General features: G+C 65.0%; 14 protein-coding genes. 9 read left to right on the forward strand and 5 right to left on the reverse strand.

Features of this window, described 5'->3' with window-relative positions; genetic code table 11:
- Nucleotides 1-62: 62 nt before the first annotated feature.
- Nucleotides 63-1,616, reverse strand: coding sequence for an ABC transporter substrate-binding protein (locus ACVWYS_RS09810; RefSeq protein WP_456506607.1), 1,554 nt, complete (start codon nucleotides 1,614-1,616; stop codon nucleotides 63-65).
- 250 nt (nucleotides 1,617-1,866) lie between these two features.
- On the opposite strand from ACVWYS_RS09810, the gene ACVWYS_RS09815 reads away from it, so the two are divergent.
- The 3 genes from ACVWYS_RS09815 (at nucleotide 1,867) to ACVWYS_RS09825 (ending at nucleotide 4,749) form a co-directional block, all read left to right on the forward strand.
- Nucleotides 1,867-2,712, forward strand: coding sequence for an IclR family transcriptional regulator (locus tag ACVWYS_RS09815; RefSeq protein ID WP_344367842.1), 846 nt, complete (start codon nucleotides 1,867-1,869; stop codon nucleotides 2,710-2,712).
- Between the two features lie 95 nt (nucleotides 2,713-2,807).
- On the forward strand, nucleotides 2,808-4,376 hold the full coding sequence (locus ACVWYS_RS09820) for a family 43 glycosylhydrolase (protein WP_456509665.1): 1,569 nt from the start codon (nucleotides 2,808-2,810) through the stop codon (nucleotides 4,374-4,376).
- Nucleotides 4,377-4,452: 76 nt separating this feature from the next.
- The gene (locus tag ACVWYS_RS09825) at nucleotides 4,453-4,749 is read left to right on the forward strand and encodes a hypothetical protein (RefSeq protein WP_116765829.1); all 297 of its coding nucleotides are present in this window, start codon (nucleotides 4,453-4,455) and stop codon (nucleotides 4,747-4,749) included.
- Between the two features lie 44 nt (nucleotides 4,750-4,793).
- On the opposite strand, the gene ACVWYS_RS09830 is transcribed toward ACVWYS_RS09825, so the two are convergent.
- Nucleotides 4,794-5,258: a universal stress protein gene (locus ACVWYS_RS09830; RefSeq protein WP_116765830.1), complete on the reverse strand. Its 465-nt coding sequence runs from the start codon at nucleotides 5,256-5,258 to the stop codon at nucleotides 4,794-4,796.
- 252 nt (nucleotides 5,259-5,510) lie between these two features.
- Complete coding sequence (locus tag ACVWYS_RS09835; RefSeq protein WP_133247478.1) at nucleotides 5,511-8,078, reverse strand: helix-turn-helix transcriptional regulator; 2,568 nt, start codon at nucleotides 8,076-8,078, stop codon at nucleotides 5,511-5,513.
- Nucleotides 8,079-8,300: 222 nt separating this feature from the next.
- Between ACVWYS_RS09835 and ACVWYS_RS09840 the strand changes: the two genes are divergently transcribed.
- Together ACVWYS_RS09840 and ACVWYS_RS09845 are read left to right on the forward strand one after the other, a co-directional pair.
- Nucleotides 8,301-8,861, forward strand: coding sequence for a potassium channel family protein (locus ACVWYS_RS09840; RefSeq protein ID WP_116765832.1), 561 nt, complete (start codon nucleotides 8,301-8,303; stop codon nucleotides 8,859-8,861).
- A 327-nt stretch (nucleotides 8,862-9,188) separates the two neighbouring features.
- The gene (locus ACVWYS_RS09845) at nucleotides 9,189-10,742 is read left to right on the forward strand and encodes a hypothetical protein (protein ID WP_116765833.1); all 1,554 of its coding nucleotides are present in this window, start codon (nucleotides 9,189-9,191) and stop codon (nucleotides 10,740-10,742) included.
- Nucleotides 10,743-10,842: 100 nt separating this feature from the next.
- Here ACVWYS_RS09845 and ACVWYS_RS09850 read toward each other — a convergent pair whose 3' ends face one another.
- On the reverse strand, nucleotides 10,843-11,673 hold the full coding sequence (locus ACVWYS_RS09850) for a class II glutamine amidotransferase (protein WP_116765834.1): 831 nt from the start codon (nucleotides 11,671-11,673) through the stop codon (nucleotides 10,843-10,845).
- A 295-nt stretch (nucleotides 11,674-11,968) separates the two neighbouring features.
- Here ACVWYS_RS09850 and ACVWYS_RS09855 point away from each other — a divergent pair, with 295 nt between their 5' ends.
- From ACVWYS_RS09855 to ACVWYS_RS09870, 4 genes are all read left to right on the forward strand, one after another.
- Nucleotides 11,969-12,400, forward strand: coding sequence for a hypothetical protein (locus ACVWYS_RS09855; protein ID WP_116765835.1), 432 nt, complete (start codon nucleotides 11,969-11,971; stop codon nucleotides 12,398-12,400).
- 95 nt (nucleotides 12,401-12,495) lie between these two features.
- The gene (locus ACVWYS_RS09860) at nucleotides 12,496-12,882 is read left to right on the forward strand and encodes an SHOCT domain-containing protein (protein WP_116765836.1); all 387 of its coding nucleotides are present in this window, start codon (nucleotides 12,496-12,498) and stop codon (nucleotides 12,880-12,882) included.
- 105 nt (nucleotides 12,883-12,987) lie between these two features.
- On the forward strand, nucleotides 12,988-14,142 hold the full coding sequence (locus tag ACVWYS_RS09865; RefSeq protein WP_116765837.1) for an AI-2E family transporter: 1,155 nt from the start codon (nucleotides 12,988-12,990) through the stop codon (nucleotides 14,140-14,142).
- A gap of 39 nt (nucleotides 14,143-14,181) precedes the next feature.
- Nucleotides 14,182-14,847 (forward strand): GAP family protein, encoded by a 666-nt coding sequence (locus ACVWYS_RS09870; RefSeq protein ID WP_116765838.1) that lies wholly within the window; start codon nucleotides 14,182-14,184, stop codon nucleotides 14,845-14,847.
- Nucleotides 14,848-14,868: 21 nt separating this feature from the next.
- On the opposite strand, the gene ACVWYS_RS09875 is transcribed toward ACVWYS_RS09870, so the two are convergent.
- Nucleotides 14,869-16,464, reverse strand: a complete 1,596-nt coding sequence (locus ACVWYS_RS09875; protein WP_116765839.1) for an MFS transporter — start codon at nucleotides 16,462-16,464, stop codon at nucleotides 14,869-14,871.
- Nucleotides 16,465-16,574: the final 110 nt, after the last annotated feature.

Below are 16,574 nucleotides of genomic sequence, written 5' to 3' on the forward strand. Positions count from 1 at the left end.
CGGTCGGGGCCCGCCGGACGGCCTTCGCCTGCAAGGTGAAGGCCGTCCGGCAGGGTGGGTGATCAGTTGGTCGGTGCGTAAGACGAGAGCAGCGGGTAGGCGTTCGTGCCGGCGAACTCGACCTGCTTGATCTTCTTGGTGTTGTAGCCCTGGTTGGTGAGGGCCTCATAGAGCGGGATCATCCAGCCGGATTCCACGAGCCGGGTGTTCAGCTTGGTCAGCGCAGCCTTTTGCGCGGCGTCGTCCTTCGCAGCGGCAGCCTCACCGGTGGCGGCGCTGAGCTGGTCGTCCGTGGCCTTCTGGACGTTGGTGAAACCGCTCAGGATCGCGCCGTACATCAGGCCCACCGGGTTGTCCCAGCTCAGCGGCGCGTAGCCCAGCGGAGTGGTGGCGACGGCGGCAAACGCCTCGTCGGTGGACGTCGCCATCTTGACCTGCATGGTGATGCCGACGGCGGCAAGATCCTTCTGGACGGCCTGGAGGTCGGTCTGCGTGGTGGCGCTCGCAACGATGGTGAATTCGAAGCCGTTGGCGTAGCCCGCCTCGGCCAGCAGGCTCTTGGCCTTGGCGGGGTCGTACGCGAACTGCGTGTTCAGCGCCGCCGTGAAGCCGGCCGAATCCTTGGGCAGCGCGTTCCACGCCGCGATGTCGCCCTTGTGCAGGGCATCGACGAGGGCCTGCCGGTTGATGGCGTATTGGAATGCCTGGCGGACCTTTTCGCTCGCGAAGGCCGGCGACGTCTTGCCGGTCTTATCGAAGGAGATCATGGTGTTCACCGTGCCGCCGATCTGGGAGACACCCACGCCCTTGGACTTGGCGAAGTCAACAGTCGGTGAGGTCAGCTGGGCGACATCCACCTGGCCGGAGACCAGGGCATTGGCGCGGGCCTGCGGATCCTGGATGACGCTGAAAACGATCTTGCTGTAGGGGTATTTCGCGGCGTCGGCGCTCTTGTCGTTCTTCTGCAGGACGTATTTGTTGCCCTTCACGGTGGAGGCGTCCAGGGTGTACGGGCCGGAGCCGTCCGGCTTGGCGGCGAGGCTTGCCGTGTCAGCGGCCCCGGACTTGCCGACGATCATGCCCAGGGTGGAGGCCAGGTTCTTCTCGAAGCCCGGCTGCGCCTTGGCGAACGTCAGGGACACCTGGGTGGGGCTGACGACGTCCACGGACGTGACTTCCTGGGCGCCGCCCTTGGCGATGGCCGAGTACGCCGAGAGCGCGGGATCCGTGCGGCGGTCGAAGTTGGCCTTCACCAGCGCGGCGTCCAGTGTGGACCCGTCCGTAAACGTCACGCCCTGCTTGAGCGTCAGGGTCAGTACGGTGTTGTCGGCGCTGTAGCTGAAGCCGGTTGCCAGCCCCGGACCAACAGAGCCGTCCGCTTGGAGGGTCATGAGGTTGTCGTAAAGGCCTTCAAAGAACTGCCGCTGGGCGTCGGAGACCCGCAACGGGTCGAAACCGAAGGACGCGCTGTCACTCTCGACGCCGATCGTCAGGGTGCTCTTGTCCACGGCGGAGGCCGCCTGGCCGGTGCCGCCGCAGGCAGTCACGGAGCTGAGCAGCAGGACACCGGCCAGAACGGCCGCGCTCCGTCGGGCGGTGGGGTTCAGAAGTTTCATGTAGTGCGCCTTCGCATTCTCTCTAAAACAACGGGATAGTCGACATCTGGTGTGGGGGCCCGGCGTAGTGCGGACCCGCCCAACGTTGGCGGTCCGGCGGCTGTGCCTCCGGGCCGTTCCGTCAGATGTGCTCGGGTGGACCGGCTCCATCAAGAGTCGTCGGCAGAAGCAAGGCCGTCACATGTGAATTTCATTGGTTGAAACACTATTGTGGTGAGCGTCACTGGCGACGAAGAAGGAACGATGACGAATGACGGCACCCGCGGACAGGTTAACGACCGCTGAAAAACCCGCCGCTGCGCGCGGCAAGCGCCCCAAGCAGGGCGAGCCGGTGATCGACCGGGCCCTCAGCCTGCTCGCTGTCTTCACGGACCGCCGTCGGGCGCTGACCTTGTCCGAGCTGGCGCGCTACGCCGACATGCCCGCCCCCACGGCGCTGCGCCTCATCGCCCGCCTGGTCGCCTGGGGCGCTTTGGAACGGCTCGATGACGGCCGCTACGTCGTGGGCGTCCGGCTGTGGGAAATAGCGTCCCTCTCCCCCAGGGGCCATGGCATCCGCGAAATCGCGCTGCCCTACCTGGAGGACCTCTTTTCCGTGACCCGGCATCATGTGCTGCTGGCCGTGCGGGACAGGAACGAGGCCGTCCTGATCGAGCGGCTCTCCTCCAAGCAGGCCACGGAAGTGGCCTACCGGGTGGGCGGCCGGCTCCCCCTCCGCTCCACCGCCGTCGGTCTGGTGTTGATGGCCGGCGCGGACGCCGCATTTCAGGAAAAGATCCTGAAGGAGCCGGCAGAGACCGAACCGGGCGTCGCCGCCATGCCGGAAGGCCAGCTGCGCCGCACCCTCTCCGACGTCCACCGGACCGGCATTGCCATGATCCGCCGCTCCGCGCCGTCGCTGACCGTTTCCGTGGCCGCCCCCGTCTTTGATGCCCAGGGCGCCGTGGTGGCCGCCCTGTCCATCGTGGTTCCGGACGGGACCACCCCGCCAAATGTCCTGGCTCCGGCCGTGATGGCCACCGCCCGGGCGGTATCTCGAAACCTTGGATTCCGGACGGCCCTGGCCGACGACGTCCGCACCTTGTCCGAGGGCTGAACCGACATCCCCGGCCTTCCAACCATTGGAAGTGCCGGTGCGGCGCACGCCAGGCGGTCCCTAGCGTAGGGACTCCCGGCGCTAGGAATCCGGGCATGAGATATACAGCGACGGACGGAGCAGCGGTGGTTGGCAGTGAAGTCGGGACGGGCCAGCCGAGGACCTCCTCGGGTGCCGCCGCCCCAGTCATTCCCGGATTCTTTCCGGATCCGACGATCTGCCGCGTGGGTGGGGAGTACTTCCTGGCCACCTCAAGCTTCGAATATTTTCCAGGGGCACCCATCTTCCACAGCCGGGATCTCGTCACGTGGGACCAGATCGGCAATATCCTCACACGTCGGAGCCAGTTCGCCGCCGGCGACGGGCGCGCTTCCGGTGGAATTTTCGGATGCACCCTCCGGCATCACAACAACAAATTCTGGTTCGTGACCACCAACATGAGCGATTTCGGCGGCGGCCATCTTTTGATGCACGCCGAAAGTGCGGCCGGCCCGTGGAGCGACCCCGTCCAGATCACGGGGACGTTGGGCATCGACCCTGACATCGCGTGGGACAGCGCCGACAACTGCTACCTTACCTGGGTAGGCTTCGGTCCCGGCGAGAACGAGTCCGGCATTGTCCAGGCCCTGCTGGATCCCCAAACCGGCCGGCTCCTGGAACGCCCCAGAAAGCTCTGGCAGGGAACCGGCCTTGCCTATCCGGAAGGTCCCCACCTGTATCAGGCGGGCGGCTGGTGGTACCTGGTCCTGGCCGAAGGCGGCACGGAACGCGGCCATGCCGTCTCCGTCAGCCGGAGCAAGGCAGCGGGCGGCCCCTTCGAACCTCATCCGGACAATCCGGTCTTCAGCCACCGCAGCACCGCAGCCACAGTCCAGAACGTGGGCCACGCCGACCTCGTCGAGACAGTCGACGGCGCCTGGGCGGCAGTCTATCTGGGCGTGCGCCCGCGCGGCAGCGTTCCGGGATACCACGTCCTGGGCCGCGAAACGTTCGTCTCCGGCATCGTATGGGAGCAAGGCTGGCCGCGTTTCGATGAGGACCGCTATCAGGTTCCCGCCGGCGACACCTCGTTCTCCGATGACTTCTCCGGCGACCTTCCCCACATGCGCTGGATTGCACCCGGAACAGACCTCGCCTCGTTCACCGCCAAACGTGCCGCCGGCGTGCACATCACAGGCGGCGGCACCGTCACAGCGACGTCGCCCCTCATGGCAACAAGGGTGCGCGACTTTGAGTGGAGCGGGCGGGCCACGGTGCATCCCTCTCCGGGGGCGGTGGTGAGGCTCGTGCTCAGGGTGGACGATTCCCACTGGTTTGCCGTCGAGGCCGGCCGGCGCCGGGTGCGGGCGGTGGCGCGGATCGGGCCACTGCATCAGGAGATGGGCATCGCGGAATGGGATCCGTCCGCGGGTCCCCTGCAGCTGGAGATTTCCTGCAACGACGCGCCGTGTGCCGGGCAGCCGGGTAAGAACACCGGCCCCGATGAAGTCTCCCTCGGTTTCCGGCAGGGTGGACGCTCGAGCACCCTTGCCCGGCTGGACGGCCGGTACTTGTCCAGCGAGGTCGCCGGAGGTTTCACCGGGCGTGTCATCGGACTGTCGGTCACTGGAGGCAGCGCCGTCATCGAACAGTTCGACTACACGGCGAGACGTTCGATGCTTTGAAAGATGCCTTGACATGGCTGGTGGCGAAGTCTACGACTGGCCTTATCGAGTCCCACCCACCAGCCTAGGAGTAGCTATGGAAACCGCGCCCTACGGAGTCGTGCACTTTTTCCCGGGAGGCACCAAGGAGCAGTACGAGGCGTCGATTGCCGCCGTCCATCCCGGGGCGGGGCTCCTGCCGGAAGGCCAGATCTTCCACGCCGGCGGTTCGTCCGCGGGCGGCTGGACGATCATGGCAGTCCATGAATCGAAGGAGAGCTGGGAGAAATTCCGGGACACGATCCTCATGCCCCGGATGCAGGCGGGCATCGAGGGCGGCTTCGCCTCGCCGCCCGAAGAGACTGTCATCGATCTCTACAAGGTCTTGCCCTAGCACCAAGCAGCGCGGGCTCCCCAGGCGCGGCCTTTCCTCTCCGGTCAACGGGCCTGTGCAGCGGCTTTCGGGCGAACCACCAGGACCGGGCACGGGCAGTGGTTCGCCACCTGGGAGGAGACCGAACCGATGTGCAGGCCCGCGAAACCACCGTGGCCGCGGGCGCCAATCACCACGAGATCGGCTTCCTGCGCCGCCGCCAGTATCGCCGACGCGGCGGAGTCGTTCTGGACGGTCCGCGTCACCACGTTTACGGCGTCCGCGGCCTGCGCGGCCGCCGCGCTGATCGCCTCAGCCTGCTGCTGCGGAGATTCCTCGGCCACGATTTCCCCTGCCGCTGTTTCCAGCAGTGCCGGATACCACGACATCGGTGCTTTATCCCAGACTGTCACTATGCGCAGTTCCGCATCACGGAACCGGCACTCTTCAATGGCCCATTCCAGGGCGGCGTGTGATTGTTTCGAGCCGTCAAACCCGACCACAATCACAAAGCGGTCTACATTTGTCATGATTCCAGACTTTCACCGCCGGTTAACGGCGCCTAGAGCCCTCTGGCCCGTCTCGTCAGAGAACTGCTTTCCTTTTGATCTGCTCGCCCAGTGACGGCGGACTATTCAGTGACGTAGGCCCGAAACGCGAACTGCGCTGCAGCGTCGGCCCGACATTCTCTGACAGCTACAACAAGTGTCAAACCCTCACCCACTCGCAGCCTCATCCAGCCCGGGTGAAATTCCTGACGACCGGACCGCCGGCCCTGGGGTTCAGACGATGCCGCGCTTGGCGGCCGTCTTCAGCGCATCGCGCCGGCTTCCGGCACCGAGTTTGCGGTAGATTGACCGTTCGTGGGTCTTGACCGTGTTGACCGAAATGTACAGCGCATCGGCAATTTCCGCGGCGGTCATGATGGAACGCATATAGGCAAGAACTTCGCGTTCGCGCTCGGTCAGGTTCCAGTAAGACTGTGTCCGAAGGCGCGTCTCACCCTGTGCGTCGCGTGCCATCAGCGCTGCAATGAAGGACTCATGGGCCGTACCCCAGACAGCGTGTTGCACGAGCAGATCGGCGAGTTCCTCCCGCCGCTCGGCGAATGGCCGCAGGACTGATTCGGGCTCTGCCCGGCGGACTGCATGTTCAAGCCGCTCGTGGGCGGCCGCGGTATCACCCGTCCTGTGGGCCAGGAGCGCCTCGGTCAGGCTTAGGCGCGTGTCGATGTATGAGTTCCCTCGACGATCAGCCAATGACTCTGCACAGTTCTGGGCTGCGGTGAACTCCGTTCCGCGACGCAGCAATTCCGCCAGCAAGGTGTCAGCCAATGCCCCGTGCCCTCCGGCGCCCAGGGGTTGAACCATCTCCAATGCACCGGCCAGGTCGCCCTGGGCTTCGGCAGCCTTCGCCACGGCGACGGAGTACAGGGCATTCCACGACACCGCGTACAGTCCACGTCCGTGAAAGGACTCCAGCGCCGCGCTGGAGTCGGCAAGTCGCGTCAGATCGCCGGTGGCACACTCAACCAGAACCCGATAGATGGCACTGAGCCGTCCGGACGGGTGGAGCTCGCTGCCCAATCGCTGGGCTTTCACAAGACACGTCCGCGCAGCTTTCAGCTCGTCATTCCAATAGCACGCGATGCCGCGTGCCAGCCACGCCGGCGCTATCCGTTCGTGCGAACTCCAGCCCAGCGCGTCTGCCCGCCCTAGCGCCGTTGTTGCCAGTTTCTCGGCGCTCATCAGGTCACCGGCTGCTGCGAACGCCAACGCGAGGTCCGCCTGGGCCCCGATTTCTATCGCGTCGAGCTGCTCCGCGCTGCTGGCACCTCCGGCCGTTTGGAGCAAGGCGATAGCGAATTCGCCGCTGCGGTGCAGCCGGAACTCGGCCTGGGCCAGTAAGAAGAGTCCCGTCGGGCCGGCGGCCGAACGTCCACCGCCCGGAATGTCTTTGGCCGGCCGGCCACCATCCGCCAGGGTGGCGCGCAGATCCGGTCGTCCGCCGTCGGGCAACGGCTCAAAAAGGGCACGGCAACTGTCCAGCCGCCGCCGTCGAATTGCATCCAGGACGTAGGTCCTGGACAGGGCCCGTTGGGCGAGTTCAGATGCGGCGGTGGCGTCGCCGGAGAGGGCACGGCAGACCGATCTGATCATCAGGATTTCGGGATCCTCGCTCCACGGAGTCGGGAGTTCACGGCATAGCCGTTCGAGGGTTTGGGCGTCATTTCCCAGCACGAACTCGAGCCAGTGCGCGCCTAGCGACATGACCGCCTGCCGGGGAGCGCGCCCTTGCAGCGCCTGGGCCACGCACTCGACGACGTCGGCGTCCTGGTAGTGCCGCGCCGCCACGCGGTGCAGGCGCTCGGCAAGGAGGGGGTCCCGCCGCTCCAGTAGTCGGCGGCACTGCGCCGCGAAGAGGGCGTGCCAGCGGTACGCCGATTCGCCGCCGGGGTAATCATGCTCCTCGATGAAGAGACCGTTGCGGAGGCATTCTTCAAGCAGAACGCCGCCGTGGGGACGGCCGTAGAGTTCGACGGCGAGGCGTCGGTCCAACCAGTCGCACGTGGTGGCCCTCAGGATGAATTCGGCCACGGGCGCTTCAAGCTGGTCGAGGATCTCTTCCGCGACATAATCGGCGAGGGGTATGTGCGTGGGCGTGGCGGCCGGCGGGCTGAGCGCCACGTTGCGGGACTGCGCCAAAGAGACAAGGCTGGCGTGGACGGCGACCGGCCAGCCGGCAGTCGCTTTCCAGAGCGATCCGGCGTCAAACGGCGCATCTTGTCCTAGGGAACGCGCAAACTGGGCAACTTCCTCCCGCGTGAAGGCAAGTTCGGCGGCGCGCAGTTCACCGAGGCCCTCTCCATATCGGAATCTTTCCAGCTGGATGGCGGTATGGCCCCGCCCCGAGAGGACCAGCCGCAATGAGGGGGGTGCCGACGCGGCAAGAACCCCGACAATTCCGTTCGCCAGGCCCGGCCCGGCCAAGTGGACGTCGTCGATCACCAGGACGATCGGCTCAGTGAGGTGCTCGAGGGCTCCGAGGAGAAGATCGTAGGAGGCGGTCCGGTCATGGGCCTGGCCCAGGTCAAGAGCCAGCAGGGCGTCGTTGCCAGGCAATGGCATCTTGCTGGCCGCCGATTGGATCGCTCCGACGACGCCGTGAAACAGCCGTGCGGGCTCGGTATCGAACCGGTCGAGCGACAGCCAGGCGCACGGCAGATCGCAGTTGCGGACCCAGTCGCCCAGGAACGTCGATTTGCCATAGCCGGCTGGGGCTGCGACGAGAGTCAGGCGGTGAGAATCGGCGGCCGCGGACAACGCGTTTTCCAGACGTGGACGCTCCAAGGCTCCGAGACCGCGCAGAGGCGGTCGGATTTTGAACTGCGGGCCAGGCACCCATCCCGCATTTTGCATGTCTCCCACGTTTCACATGCTAGGCGGGCCCAAATGGGCCCCAACAGGGCGCAAAGACCCCTTGTGGGTTTCCCCGGGGGCGCGGCTTTAGGCCGATCAGCACCGCCCAAGTGCGGCCCGGCACGTATTGTGCGGGCGGGGGTATCATCAGTCATGGCGTCGAAGCACGGCGGCCAGACGGACCCGGTTTTCCTCCACGACCTCGATAAGGCCAGTCGGAGGAAGGTGATTATTTCCGCGGTAGCGCGTCTGGTCGCATTTACGGTAGTGGTCCTCACGCTCTACTTTGTTTTTCCTGTCAGCGGCTTCAACGACGATAATCCCGCGGCCGCGTGGATTCGGCTTGCTGCAATCGTGGTGGTCTTTTTGGCGACGCTGATCCTCCAATTGCGGATGATCCTCACCGCACATATCCCCCAGGTCCGGGCGGCCGTGGCCGTTGTCGAATCCGTTCTGATGTTCCTGTGCCTCTTCGCGTTGCTCTACACGTCCATGTCGACAACTGACCCTTTGTCCTTTAGCGAACCCCTAAATAGAACTGACGCCCTGTACTTCACCACTTCCACGTTTGCCACCGTCGGGTTCGGCGACATTACTCCGACGACTGAACTGGCGCGGGCGGTGGTATCGGTGCAAATGATTGCTGATCTGGGCGCTCTGCTATTAATCGCGAAAGTCGCCTTCTTCGCGGCCGGCCGACGCTTGGGCCGCTGACTTATTTTCGCCGGCGTCATCACCCTGAAGGGATGATGCCGGGACGTCGGGCTGACATTCTGCAGGACATACGCGCGGGATCTGATGCAGCAGCCGGCGCCCTGCCGTTGTGGCTACGCCTGGTCCGGCTCGCCGGTCACCATGACGATCCACCGGCCGCCCGGCAACTAAAGGCGGCCAACCTCCGTACGGAGTGACAGATCACCCTGTGTGGGTGGGGATGGGCCAGCGCGCGGAGCGGACAATCAAAATTGTCACGAGTGCCCAACCGTGACCGGCTGTGACAACGGGCCGGCGCGACGAGTTGCTATAGAGGCGGAGCCCGTCATGTCCCTCCACGATCAGTCCCCGAGCCCCAGCAGCCCGGAACAGGAAGAAATACTGCGGCTCCGGGCGGAGGTCGCCCGGTTGCAGCGCGAGCGGGACGACGCCAGGACGGCTCCCCCCAAGCCTTCCCGAACGCATCCTGGGCTGGCCCGACGGATCGTGGCCATAGTACTGGTGGTCCTTACTGCCGTGTTCGCCATCGGCGCGGTACCGGCCCTTTACCTGCGCAGCGAAGTCCTCGATACCGATCACTATGTGGCCACCGTGGCACCGTTAGCCTCGGACCCCGCGATCCAGGCAGAGATCGCCGACAAGGTAACCCAACAGATCACCGACGCGGTGGACATCCAGGCCATCACCCGGGATGCCCTGAACGAACTCAGCAAGACGGCGCCGCGTGTGGCCGCGGTGGTCACCGGGCTGGCTCCGGTGATTGCGGAGCAGACCAAGAACCTCATCCATACCGCCGTCTCCAAGTTCGTGGCCACTCCGCAGTTTCAGGATCTTTGGATTCAGGTGAACCGGGTGGCGCATCAGAGTCTGGTGAACCTGGCCACGGGGAACACAGGCGGCACCGTCAGCATTGACCAGAACGGGACGGTGACGATTTCCACCAAGGAGATCATTGCCCGGGTCAAGACCCTCCTGGTCCAGCAGGGGGTCGGCATCGCCGAGCGGATACCGGAGGTTGACGCGCAGATCGCACTGTTCCAGTCGCCTGAACTGGTCCGGGCCACCACGGCGATCAGGACGCTGGATCAGACGGCCCCCATACTGGCGTGGCTGACGGTCATCAGCGCCGTGGGTGCAATCGCGGTGGCCCCGCGCGGCCGGAGGCGCAGCACTACCAGCGGCGTCGGTTTGGCCGTCGCCGTGGCCATGGCGTTGCTGGCGCTGGGACTTGTTATCGGGCGGAGCATCCTGCTGAACTCAATTCCGCCGGACACCGTCTCCCCGGCGGCGGCTCAAAGCCTGGTCGAAACACTCCTGGTGCCTCTGCGGACCAGTGTTCGTTTGGTCTTCGCCGTGGGGCTCCTGATTGCATTGGCAGCCTTCCTGACCGGCCACTCGCGGCCCGCGGAGTTTGTCCGGCACGGTCTGGCGACCGCGGGAGACTACATCAACGGGAAAGTCGGCGCCGACCAGGTCAGGCCTTGGCAGCTCTGGCTGGCTCGTTACCGGCGGATCCTGGACTCGGTCATCATCGGAACAGCGGTGCTGGTGCTGATCTTCTGGCAGGACCCGACGGCGGCTGTCGCCATCTGGACGGCGGTATTTGCCGTCCTGGCCGTTCTGTTGGTTGAGCTGCTGTGCCGCCCCGCAGTTGCTCCGGGCGCCGAAGCGGTCGTCGGAACGGGCGCCGCATCCGTCGGCTTCGGTGCCGGAGCCGCGCCCGCCCCTCAGCCCGTCAGTGGATCAGGTGCCGAAACCACTAGCTCCGGTGCCGAGCCAGCACCCGGCCCCGCCAGTGGATCGGTGACTGCGGGCGGTCCCCCGGAAAAGTTGAATCCCACCCTTCCGATCCCCAGGAAGACTGACTCACCCGAGGACTGACGTCTGGTGAGGAACGTACGCGTGACGGGTGCGCGGCCCTCCGTGGCCCGGTGGGGCCAACCGCTTGCTGATCCTGGCAGGGGGCAGGCAGGGGGCCGACTCAGGCGGCTGCGGGCGAGAACGGGAGCAGGTCTTCCCCGCCGCCGTGGACCACGACGCACGTTGACTCCGGGACTTCCCGCCACGCTCCGACCAAATCCCCCAGCGGCTCGGAGACCACCAGGCGCGCGTCGTCGGCGAGTGCGTGGAGCATCGGGTTGTCCGGGTACTGGGTGCGGAGCGTCGAGACGTCGGTGCTGTGGAACAGCGACCGGGACCGGCCTTCGCTCGAGTAGCGGAAGGCCCACGTGGTGTCGCCGTTGGTAGTTGCCACAGTCATCTGAATCGGGTGCTCAATGCCGTGGCGCCGGCCGACGTCTTCAATGAGCCCCACCGCGGCAGCGACGGCCGAAGGCGGGTCCTTCTCGAGGCCGAAGGTGAGCGCCAGGAAGAAGAACAGCTCCGAGTCCGTGGCTCCCTCGATCTGCGGAAAGAGCGAGGGCTCGACGGCAATGGCGAGGTCTCGTTTCACGGCCGGAAAGTCCTTGAGGAGCCCGTTGTGCATCCACAGCCAGCGGCCGTGGCGGAACGGATGGCAGTTCGTCTGCTGGACCGCCGAGCCGGTGGAGGCCCGGATGTGCGCGAAGACCCGGCCTGCTGATGCCTGGGCGGACAGTTCGCGAAGGTTGCGGTCGTGCCAGGCCGGCTCTGTACTGTGAAACAACCCGGGATACGGCTCTGAGCCGTACCAGCCGACGCCGAAGCCGTCCCCGTTGGTGGTTTCGACTCCCATGCGTGCGTGTTTGCTCTGCATCACGAGCGAGTTGGTGGGTTTGTACAGAAGCTCCTCAAGCCTCACTGGTGAACCCGAATAGGCTAGCCAACGGCACATGGCATCCTCCCTCTGGTGTGGACAGCAGTCCATCACGGGACCACGGCCGGCACATCATCACCCTGGGGTGATTCGGCGTCGCAGGCTTGGCCGCCACAAGCGGAGGGCTCTGCGTAACACGCCAGCCGGGACCTCCGAACGTAGGGAAGTTCCGACGACGCAGGCGGCCTCAGGATCACCCCCGGCGGGTGAGGCGCCTACGCTGCCCGAAGCCAACACTGGTGATACCTGCCAGTGCTTGCGCTGACAGGCGCGAGTCTATGGAGAGTGGAACCTACGGAGAGAGGGGCCTCCAATGTCGAGACCACCATCAGTCGCCGCGCGAATCATCGTCCTCGCGGCAGTCCTCGGCTTGCTCGCCGGCTGCAGCACCACCAGCCCCAGCACTACCCCGACGCCAACCGTTTCACCGGTGTGCGCCGCCTCCGCGGCCTACTCCACAGCCCTGACGAACTTCAAGGACACGCTCAAGAGAGGCTCCACGCTGGACCAGATCCGGTCGGCGCGGGACGAGGTCGTAAAGACTTTCGACGATCTGGTCACGGCCGCCGGGGACGTTGCCAAGGACCGGGTGGATGCCGTCAAAGCTGCTGAAGACAAATTTGCTTCCGCAGTGAAGGCCGTTCCCGATAGCGCCACCCTGAATCAGGCCGTGAACTCGCTCCGGGATGAGGCTGCCAACGTGCAGGCGGCGGTCAGCGATCTCACGAATGAGGTCAAATGCTAGGCCCGGCCGGCAGGGTTATCTGCGCTCACGTCTATATCCCCCACCCACGGCCGCGTTCCCGCCAACGCCGCACCAATTGAAAGCAGGGAAGCCAAATGAACTTCTTCGAGAACTTTTGGAGTATTTTCTGGTGGTTGTTCTGCGTATATGCGATTTTCGCTTTCCTGTGGGCGCTGTTTATGGTGATCGGCGACCTCTTCCGTGACCACGAGCTCAGTGGCTGGTGGAAGGCCGTATGGATCGTCTTCCTTGCCTTCGTACCGTTCCTGTCCCTGCTGGTGTACATGATTGCGCGCGGCAAGGGAATGACGGAGCGTTCAATGGCACAGGCCCGCAAGAGCCAGGAGGCAACTGATGCGTATATACGCCAGGTCGCCGCAGCGAGCCCGAGTGAGGAGATCGCCAAAGCCAAGGCGCTCATGGACGCGGGAACCATCAGTGCGGCCGAGTTCGAGCGGATCAAGAGCAAAGTAGTCGCCTGACGCAGAGGGGGGATCCCTATCTGACGGGGAGCAAGCCGCAATGAACTCACTACTCATCACGCCCCCTCGCCTAAACTAGGCCCAGGCTGAACCAAGGAGGGCTCAATGGAGCCGGCATCATCGGAATCCGACCCACGTCCAGCCCTCCCCCGCACCGTCACCATATTGCTCGCCCTGGCTGGCGCGGCTGTGGTGGCGTTCGGCCTTGGCGCGATGAGGGGAATCGTCACCCCGGTATTTTTTGCGTTCGTGCTCACTTTGTGTGTTCATCCCATTCGCCGCTGGATGCAGGCTCGGGGAATTTCCCGGGGCATAGCCACGGGAACCACGATTGCCGCCGTCTTCGGGTTGCTGATCGCTTTCGCCGCAATCCTCATTGCCTCCCTCGCCCAGTTCTCCGCGCTCCTGCCGCAATACGCTCCCCAGGTGGCCCAGCTCGGCGCTTCCCTCGCCGCGACGCTGGAGTCTGTAGGTTTCGGACCGGAGCAAGTCCAGGAAGTCCTCAACGGGTTCACTCCGGGCCGCATCATCGGGTTCCTAGGCGGCCTACTGGGGAACATAGCGAGCCTGGTGGGCAGCCTCGTGATCATCCTGACGATGCTCATTCTCATGGCGGTCGACGGCTCGCGCGTACCCGCCATCCTGACCCATTTGACCTACCACCGGCCGGCAGTGGTCTCCGCCTTCATCGGTTTCGGAACCGGCGTGCGCCGCTATATGGTCGCCACTACGGTCCTCGGGATCGCCCAGGGCCTGTTCAACTGGCTGGTCCTGGTCATCCTGCAGGTCCCCGGAGCCCTGCTCTGGGGTCTGCTGTCTTTCATCTGCAGCTTCATCCCCAACATTGGCTACTTCATCGCGATCGTCCCGCCGCTGTTCTTTGGGTTCCTCACCGGTGGCTGGCCGACCGTTGTGGCCATCATCATCATCTATGGCGGGATCAACAGTGTGATCCAGTCCATCATTCAGCCGAAGTACGTGGGCAACGCAGTGTCGCTGAGCGAGACCCTGACCTTTGTTTCAGTCCTTTTCTGGGCCGTGGTCCTGGGTCCTGTCGGCGCCATCCTCGCCGTCCCTCTGACCCTCTTTGCTCGCGCCATCCTGCTCGATTCGGACCCGTCCATCTCATGGTGGCGGCCATTGACGGGCGACAAGAAAGACGTGGCACTGCTGCTTAAACAGGAAGACGAGGCGATCCGTGCCCGGCGTGGACGGCCGCGGCCAGGCCGCCCTGACGCCGGCAACGCACCGAAGGCATGACGTGCCGTCAGGGTGTCTCCCGGGGCAGGTGACAGCCACATGTTGAGCACCCTCACCAGCCTGGTGCTCTTCGCCATCGCGGGAGCGATGAGCACTGTGCCCATAAGCGTCACGATCATGATTCTGCTATCCCCGGATCCCCGCCGAGGAGCCCTGCCGTTCCTGATCGGCAGCCTCTCAGGATCAGTCGTGGTGGTGGGACTTTCAGCTGTCGGGCTGCAACTATGGCCCGGCAGGCCCCGCCTGAACCAGGACGAATGGCTGGCTCAGGTTGGCTTTGTGATCGGCGCCGTTCTGCTTGGCTACTCCGTGTACCTCTTCGCGAGCAAGAGCAACCGGGACAACGCCATGCTGGGCAAGATGAAGTCGAGGTTCCACTCCGCCCGGCCCTGGGAATTCGTCGTCCTGGGCCTGGGCATGAACCTGCGGCCCAAGGCACTCCTGCTCGCCGTCACGGCCGGCGCCCTGATCGGCGTGCGGGAGCTGCCTACCCTGCAGGGAAGCGTGCTCATCCTCGCCTACGCCGTTGTGACCCAGTCAGCCGTCGTCGTTCCAGTCGTGGTTTGGCTGCAGTCCCCGGAGCGTGCGCAAGTACCTCTCACCGCCCTCTACGACTGGCTGCAGCGCAACGGCCGCAGGATTGCAGCCATCGCAACGCTAGTGATTGGGCTGCTCATCGTCGGCTACAGCCTTTCGTTGCTCTGACTTCTGCTGCCGCCCAGACCCTCAGTCCAGGATCGCGCCTTCGCCGGTGCCGGAGGGCTTGGGATCGGGAAGCCGCATCATGCGGAAGGAAATGACGAAGCCCGCGACACTGGCGAAGATCGGAATGAGCAGCCCGATCTGCAGGGCGATGGGCCTGGCCTCCGTGTTGATGCGGATGATTTCGGCCTGGATCTCCGCCGGCTGGCCGACGAGGAGCCCCGCGAGCTGGGTGTTGCTGAGGACCTGAGCGTCCTCTTCCAGCGCCTGCGCAACCTGTTGCTGCTCCGCGGGCGGCAGTACCGTGCTCGAGGTCGCCAGGCCCGTGAAGACGGACGCGAGCGATGCCAGCATGATGGCGCCGGCAAACGCGAGTCCGAACGACAGCCCAAACGATCCGGCCGCTGAATTCACGCCCGCGGCCTCGCTGACGCGCTCGTCCGAGATTGGAGACAGGGTGTAATTGTTCAGCTGCGACACCAACAAGCCGAGTCCGCAACCGGCAATGATGAGGGGGATCAGGAGCCACCAGCCGGAGTCCGCACGCGGCACGACTGGCAGGATTGCGAGCAGCCCAGCCAGAAGGAGAATGAAGCCCCACCGGATAATGCCTGCCGGGCGCCGCTTCCCTGACCGCTTTCCGGCGAGCATTGCTATGCCGAACATGCTGAGCGAGAGCGGTGCAATGGACAGACCGGCCTGCATCGCGTTGTATTCGAGCACCATCTGCAGATAGATCGGCAACACGATCATGGTGCCACCGAGGGCGATCTGCTGGAGCATTTGCTGCGTGGCGCCGAGCCGGAAAGCTTTCGACCGGAAGAGCCCCGGGTCCAGCAGCATCGGTTTGTTGCGCCGTTCGCGCCGCAGGAGCCAATAGAACAGCCCGGCCAGTCCGGCCGCACCGACGATCAGGAGCGCGCCAACAGCTTCGCCGCCCTCCTGCCAGACCAGGATTCCAAGGACAACGCCACCCATACCGACGACGGAAAGGATCGATCCAACGACGTCGACCTCCCGGGGTCCCGTATACGGGACATCTTTAACGAGCCTAATTCCGGACAAGACGACGGCAATGATCACCGCTTCCAAGAGGAAGGCGACACGCCAGGAGAGAAATGTCGTGATAAACCCGCCGAGCAATGGTCCGACGGCGGCGGCGATCGCCGCCGAGGCGCCCACAAGAGCGTAGACCCGCTTCCGGGCCTCGCCGTCGAAGTTGCCGTGGATGAGCGACTGCATGGCGGGGAGCAGGAGCGAAGCGCCAAGGCCGCCGACCAACGCCCAGAAAATGATGATCGCGGTGATGCTCTGGGCCAGCGTCATCGCCACCGCGCCAACCGCGTAACCGCACAGACCCAAGACGTAGGCCCGCTTGCGTCCGATGAGGTCGCCCACTTTGCCGCCGATCAGGATGAAGGCTGCGGACACCAGCGCTTCGAGGGCGATGGCCGCTTGCAGGTCGCTGACCGTGCTGTTGATGTCCTTGACCACTGCGGAGATCGAGACGTTCATGATCGACGTGTCAACGACCAGCACGAACATGGCCATCGCCAGCAGTAAGGCCAGCCGCTGGTTGAACTGCACCGGCTGGGCCACGGCGTCGTTGGGAGAACTCATCGCGGGCCGCACCCCCGGCTCGCCGCGTCCGGGGTCATTTCACAACCGGACATGTTGCCTCCTTTGACGATGACGGTGCTGGCGCACCCGTCGTCATGGTCCTGCCGGAA

Source organism: Arthrobacter sp. TE12231 (genome assembly GCF_054062895.1).